The sequence below is a fragment of the Roseibium litorale genome (assembly GCF_014842915.1).
GTDB classification, from domain to species: Bacteria; Pseudomonadota; Alphaproteobacteria; order Rhizobiales; family Stappiaceae; genus Roseibium; species Roseibium litorale.
Genome location: NZ_JACYXI010000005.1, coordinates 127768 through 146655 on the forward strand (window position 1 = coordinate 127768; position 18888 = coordinate 146655).

18 protein-coding genes are annotated in these 18888 nt (G+C 59.4%); 6 read left to right on the plus strand and 12 right to left on the minus strand.

Going from position 1 to position 18888, the window contains the following annotated elements; translation table 11 throughout:
* The first annotated feature begins 38 nt into the window (after positions 1–38).
* The gene (locus IG616_RS09765; protein WP_192147973.1) at positions 39–1247 is read left to right on the plus strand and encodes a lytic murein transglycosylase; all 1209 of its coding nucleotides are present in this window, start codon (positions 39–41) and stop codon (positions 1245–1247) included.
* Positions 1248–1284: 37 nt separating this feature from the next.
* Here IG616_RS09765 and IG616_RS09770 read toward each other — a convergent pair whose 3' ends face one another.
* On the minus strand, positions 1285–2817 hold the full coding sequence (locus IG616_RS09770; RefSeq protein WP_192147974.1) for a ComEC/Rec2 family competence protein: 1533 nt from the start codon (positions 2815–2817) through the stop codon (positions 1285–1287).
* 141 nt (positions 2818–2958) lie between these two features.
* Between IG616_RS09770 and IG616_RS09775 the strand changes: the two genes are divergently transcribed.
* Complete coding sequence (locus IG616_RS09775) at positions 2959–3975, plus strand: patatin-like phospholipase family protein (RefSeq protein ID WP_192147975.1); 1017 nt, start codon at positions 2959–2961, stop codon at positions 3973–3975.
* A 20-nt stretch (positions 3976–3995) separates the two neighbouring features.
* On the opposite strand, the gene IG616_RS09780 is transcribed toward IG616_RS09775, so the two are convergent.
* The 8 genes from IG616_RS09780 to IG616_RS09815 form a co-directional block, all read right to left on the minus strand.
* Positions 3996–5630, minus strand: coding sequence for an ABC transporter ATP-binding protein (locus IG616_RS09780; protein ID WP_192147976.1), 1635 nt, complete (start codon positions 5628–5630; stop codon positions 3996–3998).
* 14 nt (positions 5631–5644) lie between these two features.
* Positions 5645–6094: a type II toxin-antitoxin system VapC family toxin gene (locus IG616_RS09785; RefSeq protein ID WP_192147977.1), complete on the minus strand. Its 450-nt coding sequence runs from the start codon at positions 6092–6094 to the stop codon at positions 5645–5647.
* A 3-nt stretch (positions 6095–6097) separates the two neighbouring features.
* Positions 6098–6334 (minus strand): hypothetical protein, encoded by a 237-nt coding sequence (locus IG616_RS09790; RefSeq protein ID WP_192147978.1) that lies wholly within the window; start codon positions 6332–6334, stop codon positions 6098–6100.
* A 32-nt stretch (positions 6335–6366) separates the two neighbouring features.
* Entirely contained in the window at positions 6367–7509 is a 1143-nt protein-coding gene (locus IG616_RS09795) for an ABC transporter permease (RefSeq protein ID WP_192147979.1), read from the minus strand.
* Between the two features lie 2 nt (positions 7510–7511).
* Positions 7512–8636, minus strand: a complete 1125-nt coding sequence (locus IG616_RS09800; RefSeq protein WP_192147980.1) for a microcin C ABC transporter permease YejB — start codon at positions 8634–8636, stop codon at positions 7512–7514.
* A 38-nt stretch (positions 8637–8674) separates the two neighbouring features.
* Complete coding sequence (locus IG616_RS09805) at positions 8675–10543, minus strand: extracellular solute-binding protein (RefSeq protein WP_192147981.1); 1869 nt, start codon at positions 10541–10543, stop codon at positions 8675–8677.
* Entirely contained in the window at positions 10540–12420 is a 1881-nt protein-coding gene (locus tag IG616_RS09810; protein ID WP_192147982.1) for an extracellular solute-binding protein, read from the minus strand. Before IG616_RS09810 ends, IG616_RS09805 begins: the two co-directional genes overlap by 4 nt.
* Before the next feature lie 281 nt (positions 12421–12701).
* Positions 12702–13328, minus strand: coding sequence for a c-type cytochrome (locus IG616_RS09815; protein WP_192147983.1), 627 nt, complete (start codon positions 13326–13328; stop codon positions 12702–12704).
* 190 nt (positions 13329–13518) lie between these two features.
* Here IG616_RS09815 and IG616_RS09820 point away from each other — a divergent pair, with 190 nt between their 5' ends.
* The 3 genes from IG616_RS09820 to IG616_RS09830 are packed head-to-tail and all read left to right on the plus strand — an operon-like array spanning position 13519 to position 16235.
* Entirely contained in the window at positions 13519–14262 is a 744-nt protein-coding gene (locus IG616_RS09820; protein WP_425504172.1) for a 3-deoxy-manno-octulosonate cytidylyltransferase, read from the plus strand.
* Between the two features lie 42 nt (positions 14263–14304).
* On the plus strand, positions 14305–15195 hold the full coding sequence (locus IG616_RS09825; RefSeq protein WP_192147985.1) for a prephenate dehydratase: 891 nt from the start codon (positions 14305–14307) through the stop codon (positions 15193–15195).
* Positions 15196–15233: 38 nt separating this feature from the next.
* On the plus strand, positions 15234–16235 hold the full coding sequence (locus IG616_RS09830) for an adenosine kinase (RefSeq protein ID WP_192147986.1): 1002 nt from the start codon (positions 15234–15236) through the stop codon (positions 16233–16235).
* 62 nt (positions 16236–16297) lie between these two features.
* On the opposite strand, the gene IG616_RS09835 is transcribed toward IG616_RS09830, so the two are convergent.
* Positions 16298–16768 carry an Lrp/AsnC family transcriptional regulator gene (locus tag IG616_RS09835; protein WP_192147987.1) on the minus strand — a complete coding sequence of 157 codons (471 nt, stop codon included), beginning with the start codon at positions 16766–16768 and terminating at the stop codon, positions 16298–16300.
* Between the two features lie 141 nt (positions 16769–16909).
* Between IG616_RS09835 and IG616_RS09840 the strand changes: the two genes are divergently transcribed.
* Positions 16910–17323: a DUF2000 domain-containing protein gene (locus tag IG616_RS09840; protein WP_192147988.1), complete on the plus strand. Its 414-nt coding sequence runs from the start codon at positions 16910–16912 to the stop codon at positions 17321–17323.
* A gap of 57 nt (positions 17324–17380) precedes the next feature.
* Here the strand turns inward: IG616_RS09840 and IG616_RS09845 are convergent, their stop codons facing one another.
* Both IG616_RS09845 and dapB read right to left on the minus strand, forming a co-directional pair.
* On the minus strand, positions 17381–18001 hold the full coding sequence (locus IG616_RS09845; RefSeq protein ID WP_192147989.1) for a 2,3-bisphosphoglycerate-dependent phosphoglycerate mutase: 621 nt from the start codon (positions 17999–18001) through the stop codon (positions 17381–17383).
* 25 nt (positions 18002–18026) lie between these two features.
* On the minus strand, positions 18027–18839 hold the full coding sequence (gene dapB / locus IG616_RS09850) for a 4-hydroxy-tetrahydrodipicolinate reductase (protein WP_192147990.1): 813 nt from the start codon (positions 18837–18839) through the stop codon (positions 18027–18029).
* Positions 18840–18888 lie beyond the last annotated feature (49 nt).

Genomic DNA, 18888 nt, shown 5'->3' on the forward strand with positions numbered 1-18888 from the left:
TGATAGGCTGCAACGGAATCAGTTCACCGGAGCCCCGTATGCCGAGACGCCTTGCCGCCCTGTTCCTTGCCCTGACCGCTGTCCTTTTTTCCGGCTTTGCCCAGGCAGGTCCGCATGACGCAGCTTTCAAGAGCTTTCTGGAAAACACGGTCGTTCCGGCAGCACGGAAGGCAGGCGTTTCCAGCACGACGTTGCAGCGGGAGCTGAAGGGACTGTCGCCGGACACTAGCCTGCCCGGCCTCGTCGGCCCCGGCGGCAAGGGCGCCCCACCCAAGATCAACTTCCAGGCTGAGTTCCGCGCACCGGCCAATTATTTCAAGGAAAGTGCCTTCAACGCGCTGGCGAACTCCGGCCGGCGGCTGATCCAGAAGCACAGCCGCACGCTGGCCGCATTGGAAAAGCAATATGGCGTTCCGGGCCGCATCGTGGTGGCGGTCTGGGCGCGGGAATCGGGTTATGGAGGTGCAAAGATCCCCTATGATGCGATCCGCGTTCTGGCGACCCGCGCCTTCATGGGTGAGCGCCCGGATTATTTCCTAGGCGAACTGGTGGCGGCTCTTCAAATCCTGGAGCGGGGCGACATCAGCCGTTCGGGCATGAAAAGCTCTTGGGGCGGCGCCATGGGCCAGCCCCAGTTCATGCCCTCCAGCTTTCTGAAGTATGCCGTCGATTTCGACGGTGACGGCCACCGCAACATCTGGGGCTCCGAAGCAGATACGCTCGCCTCGATCGCGCATTACCTATCAGCACACGGCTGGGTGCGCGGCCGGGACTGGGGTTACGAGGCAGTCATTCCGGACAGCGTTTCCTGCACCCGCGAAGGGCCGGATATGCGCCAGCCAGTTTCCAACTGGGTCGCGGAAGGGGTGACCCGCGCCAATGGCAAGCCGTTTCCGGATTTCGAGCTCTCGCGCCCCGGCAACATCCTGATGCCGGCAGGCCGCTATGGCCCGGCCTTCATTGCGACGGAAAATTTCTACGTCATCAAGGAATACAACGAGAGCGACGTCTATGCGCTCTTCATCGGCCACCTGGCTGACCGCTATGGCTCGAATGCCGGGTTCATCACGCCCTGGAAACCGACCCGCGAGACCACCCGTGGTGCCGTCCGGACCTTGCAGCAGGCACTGGAGGCCAAGGGCTATGACGTGGGCGGGACCGATGGCCTGATCGGTTACAAGACGCGCCGCTCCATCGGCAAGGACCAGGAAGCGGGAGGCTATTTCGCCACCTGCTGGGTGGGGTGAGGCTCAGACCCGAGACTTGTCCTCCGGTCCACAGCCGTCAGCTCATCAGATGCAGCACGCCGTTTTCGTCAAAGGCATAGTCGAAGGTGAACCACTTCTTCACCTCGCTGCCGCTTTCGATCCGGAAGGCGGCAATCAGCCGGTCACCATCCGTCTTGACGTAGATCGACCCGTAGACGCTGACGTTGCTGCGCCCCAGAACCCAGATATCGTCAATGATCTTGTTGCGCAGCTTCTCCGTGGGAGACTCGGCAAGCTTGAGCACCTTGTCGGTCAAGCCACGGACGAGCTTCTCGTCCTCGGCCTCCCGGGTCGATCTTTGCAGCTCTGTCGACAAGATCACAGGCCGCTTTCCGCGGCCAGTGCGCCCGAGACGCCCCAGCAGATCCGGGCGCGGGTGGACATGACCTTCCTCGTCCCCTGACGAAATGACAAACGCTCCCGGGTTAACGGCCTGCAGGAAGGCATCCGTGACCTTTTCCGACCCGTGGTGGCAGACCTTCATCAAATCCGCCGAAAACCAGTTCCGCGCTTCCATGATCATCTCGTCATAGATTCCGCTGTCCTCAGGCGGAAACCGGCTTCGGCCCGTGTACCGGGTCAGAAGAAATTTCTCCGCCTTTTCGTTCAGGTCACCGCCGAACAGGACCTTGAATTTCTTGTAGTGCAGCCGCAACAGGACCGAATGGCCGTTCTTGGTTTCACCGTAGCTGCCCAGTTTCCGGAGCCTGGGCTTCCCCGCCGCATCCGGCTCCGCAACCGGTCCGAGGACTTCGATCTGATACAGGCGCCCATCGGAAGGCGCGAAACCGGGCAGCCATGTCCGGCCGTCTTCCTTCTGCCCATGCTCCGTAGACAACATTGAAAAATTGCCGACATTCGGATTTTCCAATGCAGCGCGCATGACCTTCGGGAAAAGAAACCTGCCAGGATCCGCGCCGCCGCCGAAATGCTGCTCAATCTCCTGGCGGCCAAGAGCCAGGTCTTCAGCATATTTGATTCCCGTCTGGGGATCCGCCTTCAGACCACCGATCTTGTCGAACGTGCCTTTGACCGGCCGCTCAACAAGACCGTTGTGATAGACGTGCTTGAAACCAAAGCCCTTGTTTCCGAAGATCTGCTCAAAACCGCCGTAGTGATCCTCATCAGGATGAGTCAGGACCGCCGCGTGAAAGCGGAAGGCATCGTCCTTGTAGCTCTTGAACCGGCCCTTGAGGAACATGGACATATGTTCCGAGATACCGGCATCTATGACGATCACGGCCTCCCCCTCGCCCCGCTCGGGCGTGATCAGCACACAGCCGTCCCCTTGCCCCACATCCAGGAAGACAACCTCTAGGGGCCTGGTTCCGGACGTATGGGCCTTGGGGATGTAAAGCGTCTGCCGCTTGGCGGCATTCTTCGGTGCCCAGATGACCCGCAGCCAGCCATCGGCCTCCTCACCGTCCACATTCAGCCAATCTCCCCAGAGCACCTGAAGGGCCTTGGTCTTGCGGTTTTCCCGGTAGAGATAGGTCTTGACGCTGTTTCCGGTCTTGTCCTGCGGCAGTCCGACAAAACAATGCTGCATCGCCTTTCCCCTTTGAAACGCCTGGCTACATGCAGTGGGCACAAGCTGGCAGAATTAACCTTGCGTTAGCTATCGCCAAGGTGGCATCATCAGAAAACTAACGCAAGAGTGGGCGTCTCAGGCCGCAGGGGAGATCAGCTGATGGCGATCCGGATAGATGGCGAGGAGCGGCGGATTGGACTTGCCTTGTCAGGCGGCGGGTTCCGGGCAGCCGCGTTTCATCTGGGCACCTTCCGCAAGTTGAAGGAACTGGGCCTGCTGGACCGTATCGACCTTTTTTCCTGCGTCAGCGGAGGAAGCATAGCAGGTGCGTTTCTCTGCACCCATTGGGGGCAGCCGGATGTGCTGGACCGTCTTGAGACGTATCTGCGCACCAAGTCGATCGCCATCTCCTCTGTACTCGGCGGCTTTATCAGCCCGTTTTCCACCCGTCTGGAGAAGCTTGCTGACACTTATGAACGCGATCTTTTTGGCACCGCCACTCTTGCCAGCCTTCAGGATGGCCCCCGTATCTATCTCAACGCAACCAACCTGGCCTCTGGCAATATGTTCTTCTTTGTGGCGGGGGGAGGCGCAAATGAAGACATCATGCTGGGAGAACATGAACTCGGACAGGTTCCCGCAAAGACCTACCCAATCTCCAGGGCAGTGGCCGCCTCCTCCGCCTTCCCGCCCGTGTTCCCGCCGCTAACGCTCGACCAGACGATCTTTCCCAACAGCTTGACCGACTACGTCAGCCTGACCGACGGCGGGGTCTATGACAATCTCGGGGTCAATCCCCTGCTGCGCATGGAGCGCAATCACTTGAGCTACGCCATCGTCAGCGACGGCGGAAAGCCCTTCTCGATTGACCCCGATCCGACAGAATCCGGCACAATCGTCCTCAAAGAAGCAATCAACATCCTGATGGAGCAGGTTCGAGGTCTGCAGTTCCAGCGCTTGGAACTGGCCCATGCCGCCGGACGAGGACCGAAGCCTATGTGGTTCTCCATCGACGCGGATGAAAAGGGCAAACTTGCTCAGGATGCCGCCTTCGCATCCTCGATCTCAACCAACCTTAAGGCTCTGACGGAGACCGAGCTAGCCGTACTGACCCGGCACGCCGGAGCACTATGCGAGGCCCGCATCCGAAAATATGCGCCAGAGCTTCTGGGCTAAGGTAGAACAGGTAAAACGTATCAGACGCTCACCACGCCTTCCTTGTCCACGGCCTCCAGCCGGAAGGCAGCCGCCATCAGGGCCTTGGTGTAGTCGGTCTTCGGGTTCCCGAAGATCTCCTCAGATCGGCCTGCTTCCACCACTTTGCCATTCCGCATGACAACCACATCGTTCGCCAGCGCCCGCACGACCTTGAGATCGTGGGAGATGAACAGATAAGCAAGCCCGTGCTTCTGCTGGAGATCCCGCAAAAGATCCACCACCTGGGCCTGAACGCTCATGTCGAGCGCCGAGGTCGGCTCATCGAGCATGACGAATTTCGGCTCCAGCACCATGGCGCGGGCAATGGAAATGCGCTGGCGCTGACCGCCTGAGAACTCATGCGGATAGCGGAAGCGGGTCGAGGAATCGAGCCCGACTTCCTCCAAGGCTTTTGCCACCTTGGCATCACGCTCTTCGGCGCTCAGGCGCGGAAAATGAACCTGAAGTCCTTCGCCGACAATATCGGCGACCGACATGCGCGGGCTCAGTGCCCCAAAGGGATCCTGGAAGACGATCTGCATGTCCCGGCGCAGCGGACGCATATCCTTCCAGCTGCGGGACTGAATCTCATCCCCCCGGAAGGCGATCCGGCCAGTGGAGGAAATCATGCGCAGGATCGCCAGCCCGAGTGTGGTCTTGCCCGATCCGCTTTCCCCGACGATACCGAGTGTCTGCCCTTCCCGGACCTTGATGCCGATGCCGTCGACGGCCTTGACGTGATCCACGGTCTTGCGGAGGAAGCCCCGTTTGATCGGGAACCAGACTTTCAGATCGTCCGCCTGAACCACGACAGGCTTGCTGTCGTCGTGGGCCGGCGGGTTTCCCTTGGGTTCCGCGGCCAGAAGATGGCGCGTGTAGGGATGCTGAGGATTTTCGAAAATATCGGCAACCGGCCCGTGCTCCACGATCTTGCCGCCGGTCATGACACAGACCCTGTCCGCAAATCTCCGGACAATCCCGAGATCATGGGTGATGAAAAGCATGGCGAGGCCCTTGGCCTCCTTCAGATCCTTCAGCAGCTTCAGGATCTGGGCCTGCACTGTGACATCGAGCGCAGTCGTCGGTTCGTCGGCGATCAGCATGTCCGGCTCGTTGGCCAGCGCCATGGCGATCATCACTCGCTGGCGCTGTCCGCCGGAGAGCTGATGCGGATAGGAAGAAAGCCGTGTTTCAGGGTCCCGGATACCGACCTGGGTGAGCAGTTCCAGGACCCGGTTCCGCGCCTGGGTATCGCCCATGCCCCGGTGCACCTTCAACACCTCGGCAATCTGCCGCTCGACAGTGTGGAGCGGGTTCAGCGAGGTCATCGGCTCCTGAAAGATCATCGAGATCTCGTTGCCGCGCACCTTCCTGAGAGCAGGTTCGGATGCCGAAAGCAGGTCCTCCCCCTTGAACAGGATCCGGCCTGAAGGGTGAGACGCCGCCGGGTACGGCAGCAGCTTCAGCACCGACAGGGCCGACACGGACTTGCCCGATCCGCTCTCGCCGACAAGCGCAACGGTCTCGCCCTTATTGATCGTGAAGGAAATGCCATCGACCGCAAGGCTCGTCCGCTCACCCTGGGAAAAGGCGACGGAAAGGTTCTGAACATTAAGGAGCGGGGTGTCGTTCATTTGGGGTATTGCTCCTATGAAAGGCCGAAAGGGGGCGTTCCTATCAGCCCGAGCTTTTTAAGCGGTGCGGGCACCTCAATCCGGCGGTCGTCCGAAACGAAGTGGTCTGCCTTGACGCGAATGGCTGTTGCTAGATGCAGACGATCCGGTAGCCGGACTTTCGCAGACTGAATCTCGGCCAGATCGGCGGCGGTATACATATCTTCCCGCAGAAGCGGCGTCAGTTCGACGAGTTTTCTAAACACCATCAGCTCCAGATACTGCCGTTTCAAGGCAGGTTCCTGTTGACGACGATCTCCCTTGGGCGTCAACACCTCGGCAAGAGCCAGTTCACTTGTCACAGCGCGAAGACTGCCATCTTCGATCCCATAGAACAGACGCCGGGCGTTTTCTGCGCGCTCATCTCCAACCTCGCCTTGCAGCGCCAAGATAAAAACATTCGTGTCCAGATAGAGGAGTGTCATGAGCTAGTTCGAAGACCAAGAATCGCGCTGCATTCGGCTTTCCCGCTCAATATCTTCGGCGGACTTGCGCAAATCATTCGGAACCGAAGCGAAAAGTTCCCTAAGACCGCCTTGTTGAGCGTCGCGATCCGCGTCGGCCGTCTCCAGTGTCACCTTGACCATCGTGCCGTCAGGAATACCCGCGCGCAAGTCTGCGGGCAGCTTCTCTGCCGGATACTGCCGGATAACGACCTTGTTCATCAGAAGCTCCTTCAGCTCACGGCCACATTCTATCACGAATAGCTCTTGCGCGGATCGAAGGCGTCGCGGACGGCTTCGCCGATGAAGATGAGCAGGCTCAACATCAAGGAAATGACTATGAAGCCGGTGATCCCCAGCCAGGGGGCTTGAAGGTTGTTCTTGCCCTGCGCCAGAAGCTCACCCAGCGAGGGCGAGCCCGGGGGCAGGCCAAAGCCCAGAAAGTCGAGCGCGGTCAGTGTGGACAGGGAGCCGTTCAGGATGAAGGGCATGAAGGTCAGCGTCGCCACCATGGCGTTGGGCAGCAGGTGCCGCCACATGATCACCCTGTTGGAAACACCAAGCGCCTTGGCCGCCGCGATATATTCGAAGTTACGGCCACGCAGGAACTCCGCCCGCACGACCCCGACAAGCGCCACCCATGAGAAGGCCAAGAGAATGCTGAACAGCACCCAGAATCCGGGCGTCAGCACAGAGGAGACAATCAGGATCAGGTAAAGCGTCGGCATGGCGGTCCAGATCTCGATGAACCGCTGGAACAGAAGGTCCGCCCAGCCGCCGTAATAGCCCTGCACAGCACCTGCCGCGATGCCGATAACTGATGAAGCGATCGTCATGGCCAGACCGAAGAGCACGGAGAGGCGGAAGCCATAGACAAGACGTGCCACAACGTCCCGGCCCTGGTCATCAGTGCCGAGCCAGTTCCAGTTGCCGACAACGCAATTCGGATCGTTGACCCCTTCTGGATACCGGGAGCACCGCTGCTCCTTGTCCATCATCCACGATGGCGGCGCGGGGGCTGGAACCGGGATCTCGTTGTTCACGGTGCGGTAGGAGTAGCGGATCAGCGGCCAGATCATCCAGCCATTGGCGTTGATCTCTTCCTGGATGAACGGATCACGATAGTCCGTCACGGCGAGAAAACCGCCGAACTTCTCCTCCGGATAATCCACCAGTACCGGTGTCAGCAGTTCCCCCTTGTAGGAAACCAGCAGAGGCTTGTCGTTGGTAAAAAGCTCAGCAAAGAGCGTAAGCAGGAACAGAACCAGGAAGATCCAGAAAGACCAGTAGCCGCGCCTGTTGGCCTTGAAATTGGCAAGGCGGCGCTGATTGATCGGAGAAAGGCGGCGCTTGGCGGGCACAGCTGTTCCCGAGCCCATGGATGTGGTGCTGTCCATGATCAGACCTCCCGGCTTTCAAAGTCGATCCGTGGATCGATCCAGGTGTAGGTCAGGTCCGAAAGAAGGTTCACCAGCAGGCCCATGAGCGAGAAGATGTAGAGGGTTGCAAACACGACCGCATAGTCACGGTTGATGACGGACTCAAAGCCAAGAAGCCCGAGACCATCCAGAGAGAAGATCGTCTCGATCAAGAGCGATCCGGCAAAGAAGGACGAGATGAAGGCTCCGGGAAAACCCGCGACGACGATCAGCATCGCGTTACGGAAGACGTGGCCGTAGAGCACCTTGCGCTCGCTCAAGCCCTTGGCCCGGGCCGTCACCACATATTGCTTCCGGATTTCGTCCAGAAACGAGTTCTTGGTCAGCAGCGTGGTGGTGGCGAAGGCCGACAGCACCATGGCGGTCAACGGCAGGGTCAGGTGCCAGAAATAGTCCAGGATCCGGGCAGGCCAGGACAGAGACTCCCAGTTTTCCGAGGTCAGTCCACGCAGCGGGAACCAGTCCCAGAACGAGCCACCCGCAAACAGAACGATCAGGAGAATGGCAAACAGAAAGCTCGGGATCGCATAGGCGACGATGATGACACCCGAACTCCAGATGTCGAATCTCGATCCGTCCGATACGGCCTTGCGGATGCCGAGCGGGATAGAGATCAAATAGGAAATCAGCGTCATCCAGAGACCCAGCGAAATGGACACCGGCATTTTTTCGCCAATCAGATCAATGATGCTGACATCCCGGAAGTAGCTGTTGCCAAAATCGAACCGCGCATAGTTCCACAGCATCGACAGGAAACGCTCCACTGGAGGCTTGTCGAAGCCGAACTGCTTCTCAAGCTGGTGGATGAATTCGGGATCAAGCCCCTGGGCGCCCCGGTACTTGCTGGTGATACTGTCGGAACCGGTTCCCAGCCCCTGCGTTTCAGCACCGCTGCCGCCACCGCCGAAATCGCCACCGCCGCCGCTGATGCGGGCCGTCGCGGAGACGTCATTGCCCGACAGCTGGGCGATCACCCGCTCGACCGGTCCGCCGGGCGCGAACTGGATGACGAAGAAATTGATCGCCATGATCCCGACCAGCGTGGGGATCATCAGGAGCAGACGGCGGAGAATATAGGCGCCCATTGTACTGTTCTATTGCCTTTCTATCGCCCCGTATCAGATCAACCGGCCTTGCCGATCTTTTCCGCTTTGGCCTGATCGAACCACCAGGTGGACTCGACCGGGAAATCATAATGTGGCGGCTTATCCGGATAGCCGAACATGTCCCAGATGGCGACCGTATGAACCGGCTTATACCACTGCGGAATCCAGTAGTGCCCGGATCTCAGAACCCGGTCGAGGGCATGGGCTGCGGTGTTCATCTCCTCGCGGCTCTTCGCGGAGACGGCCTTGTCCACTAGTTCATCGACGACGGGATCGGAAATTCCGGCGAGATTCAGGCTGCCCTTCCTGTTCGCCGCGCTCGAGACCCACAGTTCCCGGCTGGCGTCGTCCAAAGTAGCCGTCAATGAAAAGCGCCGCCCGGTGATATCGAAATCGAAGTCGTTCAGCCTCGACTGGAACTGAGCCGGATCCACGACCCTGAAGGCCGCCTCGATACCGAGAAGCTTCAGATTGTTGATGAAGGGAAGAACGATCCGCTCGAAGGAAGGGGCATCGCTTAGGATCTCCATCGTAAATGGCTTGCCGTCAGGGTCCAGAAGTCCCGAACCTTGCCTTTTGCAGCCTGCCTCCTGAAGCAGTTGCGAGGCCTGGCGCAAGAGTTTCCGGTCTGAGCCGCTGCCATCGGAGACAGGTTGCAGGATTGCCTCACCAAAGACCTCGTCCGGCACCTTGCCGCGGAAAGGTTCCAGCAGCGCCAGCTCCTCAGGACCGGGCAGACCAGCCGCCATCATTTCAGAATTCTGGAAATAGGACTGGGTTCGTGTGTAGAGCCCGTAGAACAAGGAGCGGTTGGACCATTCGAAGTCCAGCGCCAAACCGATTGCCTTGCGGATGCGCGGATCGGAGAACCGCGCCCGCCGGGTGTTGAAGAACCATCCCTGGGCACCGGACGGGCGGTTGTCGGGGAATTCCTTCCGCACGACACGTCCGTCCTCGACAGCCGGGAAGTTATACTCGGTCGCCCAGATCTTGGAGCTGAACTCTTCCTGGAAGGTGATGTTGCCTTTCTTGAAGGCTTCAAACGCCACCTGGTGATCGCGGAAAAACTCGATGCGGATCACATCAAAGTTGTTGTGACCGCGCACCGTGGGCAAATCATTGGCCCAATAGTCCTTCACCCGCTCATATTCGACGAAACGGCCTACCTCATGCTTGCCCACCTTATAAGGGCCAGAGGACAAAGGCGGCGTCAGCGTCGATTGCTTGAAGTCATAGGCGGTGTAATAGCGCTTGGACAGAACCGGCAGGCTGGATGCGATAAACATCGGCAGCTGCTTGCTGTGTTTGCCGCTCAGATAGATGGCAACCTGCGTCTCGCTCACAGCCTCTGCGGACTTGAACTGGGTGATGGCTTGGGTGATCTGCGGGTGCCCGTCCGCCTTCAGGGTGTTGAAGCTGAAGGCCACGTCTTCCGCCGTCAGCTTGGACCCGTCGTGAAAACGGGCTTCTGGACGCAAGTTGAAGATATAGGTGTTGCCGCCATCCGCGATCTCGATGCTCTCGGCAACCAGCCCATAGATCGCATCCGGTTCGTCCAGAGCCCGCACCATGAGCGTGTCAAAGCACATCTCCATTCGTGGTGGCGCATCGCCCTTCAACACGAAGGTGTTGAAGGTGTTGAAGGTCTGCGGGTTTTGATTAAAGCCCCAGGATGGGGGCCGGAAGGTCAACTTTCCGCCCTTCGGGGCCGCCGGATTGACATAGTCGAAATGCTGGAATGCTGCGGGATACTTCAGTTCCCCGAAAACCGACAGACCATGAAGAGGCCCGGCGGCAAACAGCTGGCGCGGCAAGGCAACCGAGGCAAGCGCCGCGGCAGAACCGAGAAGAACCTGACGGCGGCTGGCGCGGAAAGATCCTATCATTTCGCAACTCCCGTCTTCGCAGCCTTGTCCTTGTCGTACCACCAGATGGTCGGAAAGCCGTGCGTGTACTCAGGGATGTCGTCCGGATGACCGAACCGGTCCCAGCGGGCCGTGCGGTCGACGTCCAGGTACCACTGCGGAATGACGAAGTTATGAGCCAAGAGAACCCGGTCAAGTGCATGGGTCGCCGCCACGAGCGTTTCACGGTCCTTGGCGTAGACCACCTTGTCGATCAGGGCATCGACGCCCGGATCCTTGATACCGGCATAGTTCTGCGATTGCTCCTGATCAGCGGAGACCGATCCCCAGTAGCTGCGTTGCTCATTACCCGGCGACAGAGACTCCGGCCATCCGATGGTGATCATGTCATAGTCGCGGGAGCGGACCCGGTTGATATATTGCGGTGTGTCCAGAACCCGGTAGGTCAGGTCAATACCGATCAGCTTCAGATTGTTCGCGAAGGGCAGAACATAGCGCTCTGAATTCGGATCCGCCGCGATATATTCGATCTGGAAAGGCTCACCGGTCTTCTCGTTCACCAGCTTGCCATTCTTCAGCTCGTAGCCAGCCGCGGTCAGCAGCTTTAGCGCTTCCCGCAAGTTGGAGCGCTGTTTTTGCGGATCTCCGCCCACCGGGTTGGTATATTCCGTGGTGAAGACCTCCGGCGGCACCAAGTCGCGCACGCTTTCCAGAATTTCCAGTTCCTGGCCCTTCGGCAAACCAGAGGAGGCAAGCTCGGTTCCAGCGAAGTAGGAGTTGATCCGCTTGTACTGACCGAAGAAAATCGTCCGGTTAGCGCTTTCGAAGTCGAAGGCATAGTTCAACGCCCGACGGACACGCGGATCCTTGAATTTCTCCCGGCGCTGGTTCGGCACGAACGCCTGCATGATCCCGGAACCATGATCGGGGAATTCCTCCAGGATCACGCGCCCTTCCTTGACAGCTGGCGTATCGTAGCCGGTCGCCCAGTTCTTGGCGGAGTTCTCGGCCCGGAAATCATACTGATCGCCCTTGAAAGCTTCGAGAAGCACCGTGCTGTCACGGAAGGCGTCGTAGCGGATCTCATCGAAGTTGTTTGTACCAACACGGATCGGAAGGTCTGCCCCCCAATAGTCCTTCACCCGCTCATACGTGACGCGCCGGTTCGGTTCAAAGCTCTTGATCTTGTAAGGGCCTGACCCGAGCGGCGGCTCCAGGGTGGACTGTCCTATATCCCGCTTCTTGCCGTTTGCATCCGTGCCTTCCCACCAGTGTTTTGGCAGAACCAGCACCTGGCTCATGATGTGGGGCAGCTCCCGGTTGCCCGGAGCGTCAAACTCGAAATGCACCACGCCATCCGGCAGCGCCTTCGCGGACGTCACGTTGTGATAGTAAAACTTATACTGGGGGCTGAGCTCGACAGCCTTCTCGAATGACCACACCACATCATCAGCCGTCACGGGTTGTCCGTCGTGCCATTTGGCCTTCGGGTTCAAACGGTATTCGACCCAGGAGAAGTCGTCCGGATAGCGCATCGCCTCCGCAAGCGCACCGTAGCTGGCGCTGATGTCATACTGATCCAGAGCCGTTTCCATCAGAGTTTCGTAGATCAGCCCCACACCCGGGGCAACGTCGCCTTTGGGCAGAATGGGATTGAACGTATCAAACCCGCCCATCGTTGAAAGGCGGACCAGACCTCCCTTGGGCGCATCCGGGTTCACGTAGTCGAAGTGGGTAACCTCGGGACCGTAGCGGGGTTCCCCTGTCAACGCGGTCGCATGGCGCCATTGCGGCTCTTCCGCCAGAGTGGCAGCGCTGTGACCACAGACCCCAAATCCAACGAGCAATCCGAGAAACAGGGTCGCTGCGATCGGTTTCCGCGTCCAGCCAAAAGCCATAGTCACCTCCACGTCAGGTCAGGGCCCTGAACCGGGACTTTCCACACCGGTCCAAATCAATTGCAGAATAGTATGGGACACAGAGGTCCCCCGTCACCTGCTCAAAGCTCAGATGACAGAAATTTAACCGTTCACCCAACGGTTTGCCTTCTCTGAACACGCAAAGACGTCAAAGGAAGGGTGAAACATCGGCATTTTTCAGCACATCGCATTTGCCCAAAAGAAAAAGGGCCGCGCCCGAAGGCACGGCCCTTTGCTTTTTCTTGTTCCCAGCCGGCCGATCAGTTGGCCGAAGGTGCCGGGGTGGCCTCGGCAGGCGCTGCCTCAGCCGGCGCCGCTTCTGCCGGCGCATCAGCAGCCGGAAGCGGAACCGGATTGTCGGACAGGGTGCGCAAGTAAGCGATGATGTCAGCACGCTCAGCCGGCTTGCGCAGGCCTGCAAAGCCCATGGTCGTGCCCTTCACATACTCCTTCGGGGAGGTCAGGAAGTGATCCAGCTCGTCGTAGGTCCATTCCGCATTGTCAGCGCCGAATTCGGTCATAGCGGACGAATAGGCAAAGCCCTCATGCGAACCCGGCTTGCGGCCAACAACGCCCCAGAGACCAGGACCGGCGCTGTTTGCGCCGTCGTTAGAGAATTTGTGGCAAGTGGCACACTTCTTGGCGACCTTTTCACCGGCGGCAGCGTCGGCAGATGCCAGACGGACTGCAATCGGCTCAACAGTGGCTTCAGCAGGGGCCTCTCCTGCCCCGCCCTCGCCACCAGCGTCTGCGACTACGATTTCATAGCCAGGCTGACCGGGAGGGTTCGTATCGAAAATAATGTCCGAAACAATGCCCACCCCCATCGTCAGGAGGAGAACCATCAGGATCGCGCCTGCGATCTTGTTCAGCGTGAAGGAATCCATTCTCTCCGGCTCCAAGCTAATACGCGTCCGGGTCCGCAACGCGTGCCACGGACCCATTAAGCTTCCAGATTTTGGCCGGAACCTACAAATTTTTTGACGCCGCTGTCCATAGGTATAAAAGAGCTGCGGCTAAGACATTTGGACACAGAGGTGAAAAACCTGTGTTTTAGCCATCCTGAGGTACCGGAGAATTTCCTTGCAGAACGCTCTCGTCGTCATTCCAGCCCGGCTCGAAGCATCCCGCCTTCCTGGCAAGCCGCTCGCGGATATTGGCGGAAAACCAATGATTGTCCGTGTGTTAGAGCAGGCACAGAACGCCAGACTCGGCCGGGTGGTGGTAGCTTGTGACCACAAGGACATTGCCCGCGCAGTTGAAAATCACGGCGGCGAAGCCGTTTTGACAAGAACCGACCATCAATCGGGTTCGGACCGCATTCACGAAGCCACGAATCTGGTGGATCCCAATGGAAACCATCAAATCGTGCTCAATCTTCAGGGCGACGTGCCGTTGATCGCACCGGAAGCGATTCGCGCGGCCTTTACACCCTTGGCCGATCCTGCTGTCGATATTGGCACCATTATGACCGAGATCCGGGACCCGCGTTTCCGGGACGACCCCAGCTTTGTGAAGGCGGTCGCAACACCCAACGGCAATGGCGCGTTCCGCGCGCTCTACTTTACCAGGGCGACGGCCCCCACCGGGGACGGACCGCTTTACCAGCACATCGGCGTCTATGCTTACCGCCGCCATGCCCTGGACCGGTTTGTATCCCTTAAGCCGTCGCCGCTTGAGATCCGCGAAAAGCTGGAGCAGCTGCGTGCGCTCGAAGCCGGCATGCGGATCGATATCAGTGCCATCGACAGCGCACCGATGGACGTCAACACTCCGGAAGATCTGGAGCGCGCACGCGCTGCCATCGCCGGACAGTCCTAATTTCAGCAGGCCGCAAGCACGCCTGCCAGATCCGAGTTCGATATGACCGACGTTAAGAAAATCGTATTCCAGGGTGAGACCGGGGCCAATTCCCATATGGCCTGCCGCAATGTCTATCCCGACTATCAGGCCATTCCCTGCCCAACCTTTGAGGATTGCTTCCAAGCGATGGAATCCGGCGAGGTCGATCTGGGCATGATCCCTGTCGAGAACTCTGTCGCGGGCCGCGTGGCCGATATCCACCACTTGCTGCCGAAGTCCAGCCTCCACATCATCGGCGAATATTTCCTGCCGATCCGCTTTCAGCTGATGGCCCCCAAGGGCGCAACGCTTGAAGGCCTCAAGAGCGTTCAGAGCCATATCATGGCCCTTGGCCAGTGCCGGAAGATCATCCGCGAATTGGGGCTGACGCCCCTCGTGGGAGCCGACACGGCGGGTTCTGCCCGCCAGATTGCGGAGAAAGGCGACCTGAGCGCTGCTGCGCTCGCACCAGAGATGGCCGCCGACATCTATGGCCTCGACATCCTGCGCCGGGACGTGGAGGATGCCGCCCATAATACCACCCGCTTCCTGATCCTGTCCCGTGACGATCTCCCGGCGGCCAACACTGGCCAGCCGATCATCTCGACCTTTGTCTTCCGCGTCCGCAACGTTCCGGCGGCGCTGTACAAGGCTCTTGGCGGTTTCGCCACCAACGGGGTGAACATGACCAAGCTGGAATCCTACCAGCTGGAAGGCCAGTTTTTCGCGTCCATGTTCTATGCGGACATCGAAGGCCACCCGGAGGACAAAGGCGTTGCCCTGGCGCTGGAAGAGCTGAAATTCTACTGTGCCGAGTTCAAGATGCTCGGCGTCTATTGCGCCAGCCCTTTCCGGGAGAAGATCCGGGAACCGGAGGCCAATCGCGCCCTCCGTCCGACCCCGGGCCTTTGACCGCCTGACTTTATGCATAACGCAGCCAAGAGAGACATATGACCGACATCCGCTTCGACGCCCTTTGCATCGGCAACGCCATTTGTGACGTGTTTGCCCATGTGGAAGAGGACTTCCTCGCCCGGGAAAATCTGGTGAAGGGCTCCATGCGCCTGATCGACACGGAGGAAGCCATCCGGCTTTACGACCGGATGGGACAGACGGTACGCATCTCTGGCGGCAGCGCAGGCAATACGGCTGCGGGCATCGCCTCTCTTGGCGGTGCCCCGGCCTATTTCGGCAAGGTGGCCGTCGATGAACTGGGTGACAGCTTCGCCCACGACATGCGCAAGACCGGTGTTCACTTCGAAACCTCCCGCCTGATCGAAAAGGATCCGACCGCCCGCTCGATGATCCTGATCACTCCGGACGGCGAGCGCACCATGAACACCTATCTTGGCGCCTGTGTGCATCTGGGGCCAGCCGACGTGGATGCGGACGTCGTGAAGGCCTCTGCCGTGACCTACATGGAAGGCTATCTCTGGGACCCTGAAGAAGCCAAGAAGGCGTTTCTGGAAGCTGCGTCGATCGCCCACGCAGCAGACCGCAAGGTCGCGATCTCCCTGTCGGATTCCTTCTGCGTGGACCGCTACCGCAGTGAATTCCTTAACCTCATCTCCGATGGTGTCGTCGACATCGTCTTTGCCAACGAGCACGAGCTGAAGGCGCTTTACCAGACGGCTGACATCGACACCGCGATTGCGGCTGCCCAGCAGAATGGTGCCCTGACTGCACTGACCCTTGGCGAAAAAGGCGCTATCGCCATCACTGCAGACAGCATCTTCACGGCTGATGCACAGAAAGTGGATACGGTCGTCGACCTCACCGGTGCTGGCGATCTCTTCGCCTCAGGCTTCCTGTTCGGCTTTGCCCGTGACTATGATCTGAAGACCGCTCTCGAGCTCGGATGCCTGTGCGCCAGCAACGTCATCGGTCATGTGGGCGCCCGTCCCGAAAAGCCGCTGAAGCATCTGGCAGGCCAGAACGGCTTCGAGATCTGATCTGCCTCTAATAGAGCGATCAAAACAAGCCGCGCCGGGTTTCAGGCGCGGCTTTTTCTTTTTTAGAGTCCAAGCCCCACCGGAAAACCCTGAAACGGCTTCAGCTCTTTCAGCACGAAGGTCGTCTGCATTTCCTTGATCCCCGGCAGGCGGCGGATCACCGACATGGCGAAGTCCGAATAGCTGTCCAGATCCTTCGCCACCACTTGAACCAGAAAGTCCGCGTCGCCCGCGATGCTGTAGCAGGCAACCACTTCATCAAGCTCCAGAATCCGCCGGGAGAATTCCTCGGCCTCACTTTCGCTGTGGCTGTCGATCTTCACCCGGATAAAGGCAAGAACACCGAGGCCTATCTGCCGCCGGTCCAGCGTAGCCCGGTAGTTCTGAATGACGCCAGCCTCCTCAAGCTGCCGGACGCGGCGCCAGCAAGGCGACGTGGAGAGACCAACCTTTTCTGAAAGGGCCTGATTGGTAAGGCGGCCATCTTCCTGCAGGGAATCGAGAATCCGGATATCCGCGTCATCAAGGTCCATATCGGTACATCCTACCAATTTTCTAAATTTCAAAGGCAGAATCTACCTATAGAAACCCTCAGATGAGGTAAATAGGTATGAATGACCAGAGCAGCGCGAATATCTTGCCGGAGACGCTACTCATCTCCCTGAGGATCTCCCATGACCCCTGATCTGCGGATCGCCATCATCGTCAATCCGGAGCTGGCCCTTGGCGCACTGGCCAACACGGCCTCGGCCATCTCCGTCGGCATTGGCGCGAAAATGCCCGAGTTCGGCAACCGGCAGCTTTCGGACACCAAAGGCCGAGCCATCGACATCTCGTCAAATCATCCCGTGCCGATGCTTCAGGCAGACGAAGCCAAATTGACGGAGTTGCTGCTGAAGGCCACGGCCAATGCTGAGGGTGCAGTCGTTCCCTTCCCGCGTTTTGCCCGCTCGCTCCACGCTTATCGCGACTATGAGGCCCGGTTCCCGGAGAAGGATCTTTCAGTGGAGCCCCTGGACGGTCTGGGGCTTGCGGGTCCCGCCAAATGGGTCCGCTCTCTGACAGGCAGCCTCAAGCTTCTTCGCTAGAAACGCAAAAAGGCGCCCCGAGTGAGCGCCTTTTCTCATTCCAGGACGCGAAGCCTATCAGTCCGCCAGATCCTGCACGCTGATCACGCTGCCGTCTTCGGCCAGGCGGTAGACAACCGGTGCGCCGGTGCCAAGTTCGCGCTTGAGGATCTGTTCCGGAGTAAGGTTCTCCAGTTCCATGATCAGGGCGCGCAGGGAGTTGCCGTGGGCCGCCACGATGATGCTCTTGCCGCTGAGAACCTGCGGCAGGATTTCCTTGTGGTAGTAAGGCAGAACGCGCTCGGCGGTCATCTTGAGGCTTTCGCCGCCCGGGGGCGGCACGTCGAAGGAGCGGCGCCAGATGTGAACCTGTTCCTCGCCGAACTTCTCGCGGGCCTCGTCCTTGTTCATGCCGGTGATGTCGCCATAGTCGCGCTCGTTCAGCGCCTGGTCCTTGACGGTCTCCAGACCTTCCTGGCCGATCTCCGAAAGGATCAGCTCAAGCGTCTTCTGCGCGCGTGTCAGATCGGATGTGAAGGCCAGATCGAACTTCAGCTTCAGGTCGCGCAGCTGCTCGCCGGCCTTCTTGGCTTCGGCGATACCCTGCTCAGTCAGGTTCGGGTTCTTCCAGCCCGTGAACAGGTTCTTCAAGTTCCATTCACTCTGACCGTGGCGGACCAGCACCAAAATACGTTCCATGGCCATTCTCCTTGACGATGGCAAATCAATCACTGAGGCCGAGGACATCGGCCATCGAATAAAAACCGGGCTTCTTCTCGAAGGCCCAAAGCGCCGCCTTGACCGCGCCCTTTGCAAAAAGCTGGCGGTCTTCAGCATGGTGGGAAAGCGTCAGGCGTTCGCTGTCGCTTGCGAAGATCACGGAATGCTCACCGATCACAGAACCGCCACGCAAGGTGGCAAAGCCGATATCCCCGGTGTTGCGGGCTCCGGTGATGCCATCACGGGAGCGCACGGCATGGTCCTCAAGGGAAATGCCACGCCCCTTGGCAGCAGCCTCCCCGAGCATCAGCGCGGTGCCGGACGGCGCGTCGACCTTATGCTTGTGATGCATTTCCAGAACTTCGATATCGAAATCCGAATCCAGCGCCTTGGCCGCCTTCTTGACGAGGGCCGCCAGAAGATTGACGCCCAGACTCATGTTGCCGGACTTGACGATACGGGCATGACGGGCGGCGGCCTGAAGCGGCTCATCCTCGCCCTGCGCCCAGCCGGTCGTACCGATGACATGAACGATGCGGGCCTGTGCGGCCAGTTCCGCGAACCAGAGGCTTGCCTTGGGCGCGGTGAAATCGAGAACACCGTCAGCCGCGGCAAAGGCCGTCAAGGCATCGGAAGTGACCGGAACGCCAAGCTCTCCGCATCCAGCCAGCTCACCGGCATCTTTACCCAGGAACTCGGAGCCCTCGCGTTCGATTGCTGCACTCAAGCGGGCGCCAGAGGCTTCGGTCACGGCCCGGACAAGTGCCCGGCCCATCCGGCCCGCTGCTCCCACAACGACAAGGCGCATTTCGCTCATCGGTATTCCTCGTTCCTGTCTGCATCCGGGGTATAGCAGCTTCGCTTGC